Genomic DNA, 8,035 nt, shown 5'->3' on the forward strand with positions numbered 1-8,035 from the left:
TCTGTGCGCCTTTGTTGTTTCTGTCGAACACTGCGTTTGTTACCAAGGGCATTTTTACTCTGACGCTCGCCTAATCGAGTGCTACACTGCCGCCACCGTTTTAGCTACAGATTGACCTTTTAAGTTGAAACACTTGCTCGCATTTTTTTAGTTTGGGTCGGGTCTTTCTCGGAGTAACATAAGCGCGCATCCTGTGTGTCGTTAATCTATTGTGTTAATTCAGTGAGGTTAAATGAACGCAGTGCAAATGTGTGGTGTAAAACGTTTCACCTTGTTTATCAATTAAAGGAGTTCCTCATGGCAAAAGTCGCATTTATTGGTTTAGGCGTAATGGGTTACCCCATGGCAAGACACTTACTCAACAAGGGCCATGAGGTTACTGTGTATAACCGCACTTTTGCCAAGGCACAAACCTGGGTCGAGAACTACGGTGGTCGCTGCTGCCCAACGCCTAAAGAGGCGGCAATCGGCCAAGATATTGTTTTTACCTGCGTAGGCAACGATAACGACTTGCGTGAAGTGGTATTAGGCAATGATGGCCTGCTCCATGGTATGGCTCAAGGCACTGTATTGGTGGACCATACGACGGCTTCAGCCGATGTGGCCCGTGAATTACATAAAGTGCTGGCCGAAAAAGGCGTCGATTTTCTCGATGCGCCTGTATCGGGTGGCCAAGCTGGTGCCGAAAATGGCGTACTGACTGTGATGGTCGGGGGCGATCAAGCCGCGTTCGAGCGTGTAAAGCCCGTTATCGAAGCGTTTGCGCGCTGCGCAGAGCGCTTAGGTGAGGTAGGTGCCGGCCAACTCACTAAGATGGTCAACCAAATTTGTATCGCAGGTGTGGTTCAAGGCCTTGCCGAAGCGCTGCAATTTGCTCGTAAGGCCGGTCTTGACGGTGAAAAAGTGGTGGAAGTGATCAGTAAAGGTGCGGCGCAAAGCTGGCAAATGGAAAATCGCTACAAGACCATGTGGGCACAAAACTATGATTTTGGTTTTGCCGTCGATTGGATGCGTAAGGATTTAGGCATTGCCCTAGAAGAAGCTCGCCGCAATGGCTCGCACTTACCCTTAACCGCGTTAGTGGATCAGTTTTATTCTGAAGTTCAAGCCATGGGCGGTAATCGCTGGGACACCTCAAGCTTGTTAGCGCGTTTTGAGAAAAACCCTAAGTAGGCGGTTATTGCCAAACAGCTGGCCATAGTGGATTTGATGGCATAAAAAAGCCCAGTCATGCACTAGGCTTTTCATTGATGAGGTGATAAAAACCGATTAGTCTGCCCAGCGAATATGGGTAACTAAACTGTGGCTCTCGCCGGGAGCCAGCGTTAACTTATCTTCAAGCACATTGGCGGCTTCGAGACACACCATGGTGAGATAGTCATCGTCATTAAAGCGGGCAAGACGGGTCGATTTTTCAATCCAAGGGTTCCACAACACGGCCGAGTGGCTATTTTCACGGCTCACTTCAATCACACCTTTGGGCGTATGTAAGTGTTGTACTGGACCTAGGTTGGTGTAAACGCGGTCGGTTTCGCGGTCAAATAGCACGTCATCCGTCGTTTGCGGGTAAGGCCCTTCGGAAAACTCAATATATTGAGCACCGCTAAAACCAGTGGCTTTAAGCTGGTGAATATCTTCAATCGGAAAATAGCTGTGTAGCGCTTGGGTGAGTGTAACCGGGACATCGCCAAGGTTAGTGTTAACTAAGCTGATACTTAAGGTTTCACCTAAGGTAAAGAGTACGTTGACTTGGGTATGGTGCGGCCAAAAGACCTTATCTTCTTCGCTGATAGTTAAGCTAAAACGTAAATCCACCAGTTGATTACGCATCTCAACCGACTCGAGTGTCCAAATTCGGGTACGGGCAAAACCATGTTGTGGGAAATTAGCTTGATTGCTCATACCAAACCAAGGCCAGCAGACGGGCACTCCGCCACGGATCCCATTACCGGGTTGATAGTCATCCGCTGAAGACACCCATAATAAGGGGGGCTTACCTACGGGTTGAAAATGATCGATTTGCGCGCCCTGTAAAAAAATCCTTGCTTGGCATAACGCAGTGTTCACTTCGACATAATCGAGCCCGTTTGCGTGTTTTTTGGTGGTAACAGAACCCATAGTAACAATATCCTCAACCTGATGACGTATCAGCAATACAGACACTTAGCTTACAAACTTTTGCACTTGAGCATAAGCCTTTGTTGCGATCAATTTACGGTTTTGCTGTTCGATTGTGCAAACAAAAGTCACTGCACAGAGGCTCAGATGCTTCCTTTTTCAACAGATTTAGCTAAAGTGGTCAGAGCACTTAGTCCATTGCCATAAAACAAGAAAGGGAAGCGATTATGCCAGTCTATCAAGCACCACTGCGTGACTATCAATTTATCCTCGATGAAATGTTGCATATTTATCAGCAAGATGCCCTAAAAGGCTTCGATGAGATCGACCCCGATTTGGTCGATGCCATCCTCCAAGGTATGGCGGATTTCAGTACTGAGGTGATGTTGCCGTTAAATAGCGTGGGGGATGTGCAGGGCTGCAAACTCGTGGATGGCAAAGTGGTTACCCCCGAAGGTTTTGCCGACGCCTATCAGCAGTTTGTCGACAATGGTTGGCCGACACTGACCTGCGATCCTGCATACGGTGGCCAAGGACTGCCCGAAGTAGTCGGGATTTTCGCCACCGAGATGCAAACCTCGACTAACATGGCCTTTGCCATGTATCCCGGCCTTACCCACGGCGCCTATGCGGCCATTCATGCCCACGGCAGTGAGGCACTTAAACAGAAATACTTAGCCAAATTAGTGAGTGGTGAATGGACTGGCACCATGAACCTAACCGAATCCCATGCCGGAACCGACTTAGCACTATTGCGTACTAAGGCCGTGCCTGCGGCGGACGGCTACTTTGCGATAACAGGTGAGAAGATTTTTATCTCCTCGGGCGACCATCAATTTACCGATAACATAGTGCACTTAGTGTTAGCACGCTTGCCCGATGCGCCCGAAGGGGTTAAGGGCATTTCGCTGTTTGCTGTGCCCAAAGTGTTAGTGAACAGTGATGGCAGTTTAGGTGAGGCGAACAGCCTCTATGCCAGTGGGCTTGAGCATAAAATGGGCATCCACGGCAACTCAACCTGTGTGATGGTATTTGAGGATGCACTCGGTGAGTTAGTGGGAGAACCCCACCAAGGGCTGCGCGCCATGTTTACCATGATGAACCAAGCGCGTTTGGGGGTTGGAATGCAGGGATTAGGCGTGTCCGAAATCGCCTATCAAAATGCCTTAGCCTATGCCAAGGACAGATTGCAGAGCCGCGCCATTAGTGGCGCTAAAGCGCCTGAAAAAGCTGCCGACCCGATTTTGGTACACGGTGATGTGCGCCGGATGTTGTTATCGCAAAAAGCCTTTAATGAAGGTGCTCGGGCTCTGGTTGGCCAACAGGCGTTGTGGCTCGATGAGGCAGAGCGCCATAGCGATCCTGCAAAAGCCAAAGCGGCCTCGCAATTAGCGGCCTTGTTTACGCCTGTGGTGAAAGGCTTTATCACTAATCGAGGCTTTAATGCCTGCGTGGATGCGCAGCAAGTGTTTGGTGGCCATGGTTATATTCACGAGTGGGGGATGGAGCAATTTGTGCGTGATAGCCGTATTGCACTGATTTATGAAGGTACAAACGGTATTCAGGCGCTCGATTTAGTTGGCCGTAAACTGCTGAGTGACCGTGGTGCGGCTATGCAGCAATGGTCTGTGCTTGTTACCGAATTTATTCAATCGCAGAGCAAAGATGCGCAAATGCAGCCCTATGTGAGTGGGCTAATGGATTGCGCCACCGATTTACAAAAGGCGAGTGGTTATTTAGCGAGCCATGCAGCAAGCAATCCCGACATTATCGGCGCGGCATCGATGGCGTATCTGGAGTTATTTGGCATTACGGCTCTGGCATGGATGTGGGCGCGTATGGCCAAGATTGCACTAACTGCGCTCGCAAATGGCACGCAAGAGGCGGAGTTTTACCAGGCTAAACTGAAAACGGCGGACTTTTATATGGCGTATTGGGCCGAGCAAAGCCGCAGCCTGCGTAAACAGTTGGAGCTGGCGAGTGAGATGCTAACCACGCTTGATGAAACTATTTTTTAAGTATTTACATCCGCAGTGTTATATCCAGTAAAAAACAACAATAAGCCAGCAAAGTGATGCTGGCTTTTTTATTGGAGATGGCTTTCGTTAAGCGCCATTCAGTAAGTGCTATGCGCTAAGAGTCATGCCGCTATATCCACACATAACGAGTAGACTCTCTTTACAATTGTTACAAATCCTGAACGATGTAAATTTAAATGAGAATTATTGTCATCTAGTAATCAAACTTTATAATGACGGCACATTTTGATGATATGGGTAAACCACAGGTTTGCTCAAGGTTGGGGGACTTTGTGAAAACACGTTTTGCCTATTCAATACTAACGCTTGCCCTGATGCCGCATTTGGCCTTTGCAGCTGAGCCTAACGCTCAAGAGCGTAAACCCGAGCAAGAAAGTGCTTCAACGGCACAAGTTGCTATGCAAACCAACACGCAAGCCAGCACACAAGCCGAGACTAAGGCGCCAGAGCGAATTGTCGTGCGTGGTCGCGCCATGCAAATGTATGTTGATAAAGAGACTGAAATCGGCACTAAAACGGCAATCAATGTGATGGAATTGCCGCAGTCAGTACAAGTACTGACCGAGCAACTGATTGACGATCAAGCCGCTCGTAACATCACTGACTTATACCGCTCCATTGCCGGTGTGAGTGAATTTAGCTATTCCGGCGTGACCTTTCGTGGCTTTCGCGATGATGCCAACGTGTTTTACGATGGTGTACGTGGCGACCCGTATTCGGGATTTTCGGTGCCACAACTGTTCAACGTACAGCGGGTTGAAGTATTAAAAGGCCCTGCATCGGCACTCTATGGCGGCGGTGAACCCGGCGGAATGATTAACTATGTGACGAAGAAACCGACCTTTATCGAGCGTAAAGATCTCACCCTAAGCACGGGTAGCTACGACATGATGGGCGGCTCGCTGGATTTCACTGGCGGTTTAACTGAGGATTTAGCCTATCGATTGGGGGGCTACTATCAGCAGGAAGATAGCTTTCGTAACAATGCCGATAGCTTAAATGCCGAAGTGGCTGGTGGCTTACTCTATGAAATCAGTGAAGATACCAAGCTCACCACCACCTTCGATCTGATAAGGCAGGATTTGGGTGGCAATCGACTCCGTGGCGTACCCGTGGATGATGCGGGTAATTTCCTTGTCGATCCTTCCTACAATGCCAACGAGAAAAGCGATTTCCAGAAAATGGATGCCTTGGTGCTGCAAGCGATTCTCGATCATCAATTTAGTGATGTTTTTTCGGTAAAAACTCAAATTCGTTACCTGAATAATGAATCCGATCAGCAATATCACGAATCCCGTGGTTGGGTCGATGTGAACGGTGATGGCAAGGCAAACAGCGCAGATGGTACGATCAAACGTGAATATCGTGTCCAATCCCGTGCCAATGACGAAATCAGTTTAACCAATGATTTTGTCTATCGTTTTAACGCCTTAGGTTTTGAGCATGAGTTCCTGTTTGGTGGTGATTATCACTATGTTGAAACCGAGTACCGTTACAAGTTGGCGACCAGTAAGGAAGGCGTGGGTAATCTGAATATCTTTGAGCTGAATTACGGCGAAACAAACCCAAGTGCTTATCAGTTGAAAGACATGGATACCGACGGTACCCGTGCCAACCGTTTTGGCCTCTATTTGCAAGAGCATCTGCATTTCAACGAGCAGTGGTCTTTAATTGCGGGTCTACGCTTCAGCCAGTTTGATGATTACGATAAAAAGACCGGATTCTCCTTTAGCGATAATGCCATTACCCCAAGGGCTGGATTGAATTATCGTCCAATCGATGCGATGTCTTTCTACTTGAACTACTCAGAGAGTTTCAATCCGGCAGCATTGTCTGATCAAGAGAGCATCAAAAGCGACGGCGCACTCGATCCCGAAACTGGTAATCAAATAGAACTTGGGATGAAAAACGAGTGGCTCGATGGCCAGTTTATGACCACGCTTGCACTCTATCGCATTGAAAAACAAAATGTGGCCCAGGCTAACCCTTTAGATACTGGGGATGACGATGGTATTCCGAATTTAGTTAATTTTGGCGAAGTACGTAGCCAAGGGGTGGAATGGACGCTGGTGGGCGATCTCACAGATAACCTTACCGTAACGGCTAACTATGCCTATAACGATACCGAAGTGATTAAAGGCGTGACCAACGACAGCCTAACCAACACCTTTGGCGACGGCAAACACTTTGCCAATGCGCCGCGCCATCAAGCAGGGCTATGGACGCGCTACGATATTCAAGCGATTGATTCCGCCATTGCCTTTGGGATGGACTATGTAGGCGAGCAATTTAGTCTCAATGGTCAAACGGTAAAACCCCATACGGTGTTTGATATGAGCTGGACGACCCAGTGGGACCAAACCCAAGTGCGCGTAAATCTGAAGAATATCTTCGATAAGGAATATGCTGTCAGCGGTTTTAGTGAGCGCAATGGCCATTTCCCCGGTGAGCCGCGCAATGTCACGCTTGAACTGAGCCATAAGTTCTAACGTTAAGAAACCAAGTGCAATCTAAGCCAGCGTGACGATTCGCGGGCTTAGATTGCATATGCAACGCATTGTATCTACAAGCAACGTTACCTATAGCTTTTAACTATGTATGCGAGTATTGCATCGTTGCTAAAGTGCTTTAATTCACGCAAAACGCTTCTTATATTTATTTATCGATTACAACAATAGATTCTATCCGTTTTTTACTATGACTTTCTTTGTTTAGACTGGGCTTATCTATTCTCCATTGCGATAAGGTCAGTTATGCCGCCGATTAACCATTTATCCTCAGCTTCTCAATCTGTTACCGCGCCTAAAGTGGCGTTAATTGCAGAGGGTGGTGGTCAGCGCGGTATTTTTACCGCAGGCGTACTCGATGCTTGGCTTGATGCGGAGTTCGACCCTTTCGATTTATTGATTGGTACCTCCGCTGGCTCGCAAAACTTGACGAGTTTCTTAGCTAGGCAAAAGGGATACGCTAAAAAACTTATCCGTGGCTTAACGCGTCATAAACGCTTCTATCAATTAGGACGAGGTCTGATTGGCGCCAATGTGATCGATCTCGACTGGTATTTTGACCAGATTCAACGTGGAAGCTTTAAGCTAGATTTAGCCGCGGCGAGTCAATCCCTCCGTGGGCGAGAACTTCTTATCACCACCACGCGAGTCAGCGATCGCCAAGGGTATTTTTTGAGCCCAACCAACCACGATCACTGGCGTGAACTACTTAAAGCCTCTAGCGCATTGCCTTTTTTATATAAACAAGGGGTGAAGTTAACACCTTGGTTAGGGATTGGATCTGCTAATCATAGCGATGCGACACTCGAACCCGAGCAAGACTTTTACCTCGATGGTGGCTTAGCGGCGCCGCTACCCGTGCGTGAGGCGTATAAACGGGGTGCCCGCAAAATTGTGGTGGTCAGAACGGTGAATGAGGATTTTCAAGCCCAATCCGCTTGGGTACATAAACTCAAGTCGTGGATCTGCGTCTCAGGTTTTTGCCCTAAGACCATTGATTACTTAGTGCAGCATGAAGAGGCCTATCAGGCCGAGCTAGACTTTATTGCCAATCCTCCCGATGATGTTGAAATTGTGCAGATTTTTGCGAAGTCACCATTACAGAGTAAGCTGTTAGGTAGCACAGATGCGGATTTACGGATTGATTACCTGCAAGGAATAAAGGCGGGAAAGGCGTTTCTTGCTGGGTTCTCTTGGCAAATCTCTAAGGCTAAAGATGTGACGCCAGTTTTACCATTGGCAATATCGGCCTAGGTCATTGGTTCGCTTCTTCTTGAATCACTCAAGGTATTATTGCTCGGCCGTATTTTAGCTTGCTTGGCAAAGCTAAATGAATGGGGCAAAGCGTTAAAGGTAATAAAGCCACCCGAG

Annotated in this window: 5 protein-coding genes; 4 read left to right on the forward strand and 1 reads right to left on the reverse strand. The window is 48.0% G+C overall.

Features of this window, described 5'->3' with window-relative positions; genetic code table 11:
* Positions 1–297 precede the first annotated feature (297 nt).
* The gene (locus MMG82_RS20915; RefSeq protein WP_037419720.1) at positions 298–1,173 is read left to right on the forward strand and encodes an NAD(P)-dependent oxidoreductase; all 876 of its coding nucleotides are present in this window, start codon (positions 298–300) and stop codon (positions 1,171–1,173) included.
* Between the two features lie 96 nt (positions 1,174–1,269).
* On the opposite strand, the gene MMG82_RS20920 is transcribed toward MMG82_RS20915, so the two are convergent.
* Entirely contained in the window at positions 1,270–2,118 is an 849-nt protein-coding gene (locus MMG82_RS20920; RefSeq protein WP_047536720.1) for a D-hexose-6-phosphate mutarotase, read from the reverse strand.
* A gap of 227 nt (positions 2,119–2,345) precedes the next feature.
* On the opposite strand from MMG82_RS20920, the gene MMG82_RS20925 reads away from it, so the two are divergent.
* The 3 genes from MMG82_RS20925 (at position 2,346) to MMG82_RS20935 (ending at position 7,918) form a co-directional block, all read left to right on the forward strand.
* Positions 2,346–4,136 (forward strand): acyl-CoA dehydrogenase C-terminal domain-containing protein, encoded by a 1,791-nt coding sequence (locus MMG82_RS20925; RefSeq protein WP_241407374.1) that lies wholly within the window; start codon positions 2,346–2,348, stop codon positions 4,134–4,136.
* Between the two features lie 293 nt (positions 4,137–4,429).
* Positions 4,430–6,646: a TonB-dependent siderophore receptor gene (locus MMG82_RS20930; protein ID WP_047540396.1), complete on the forward strand. Its 2,217-nt coding sequence runs from the start codon at positions 4,430–4,432 to the stop codon at positions 6,644–6,646.
* Positions 6,647–6,910: 264 nt separating this feature from the next.
* The gene (locus MMG82_RS20935; RefSeq protein ID WP_241407375.1) at positions 6,911–7,918 is read left to right on the forward strand and encodes a patatin family protein; all 1,008 of its coding nucleotides are present in this window, start codon (positions 6,911–6,913) and stop codon (positions 7,916–7,918) included.
* Positions 7,919–8,035: the final 117 nt, after the last annotated feature.

Origin of the sequence: Shewanella sp. MM_2022_3 (assembly GCF_022557375.1) — a bacterium.
Taxonomy (GTDB): domain Bacteria; phylum Pseudomonadota; class Gammaproteobacteria; order Enterobacterales; family Shewanellaceae; genus Shewanella; species Shewanella xiamenensis.

Excerpts from the sequence above, each read along its gene's own strand:
- MMG82_RS20915 (WP_037419720.1), top strand. The coding sequence starts at position 298 with ATGGCAAAAGTCGCATTTATTGGTTTAGGCGTAATGGGTTACCCCATG.
- MMG82_RS20935 (WP_241407375.1), top strand. The coding sequence starts at position 6,911 with ATGCCGCCGATTAACCATTTATCCTCAGCTTCTCAATCTGTTACCGCG.
- MMG82_RS20920 (WP_047536720.1), bottom strand. The coding sequence starts at position 2,118 with ATGGGTTCTGTTACCACCAAAAAACACGCAAACGGGCTCGATTATGTC.
- MMG82_RS20925 (WP_241407374.1), top strand. The coding sequence starts at position 2,346 with ATGCCAGTCTATCAAGCACCACTGCGTGACTATCAATTTATCCTCGAT.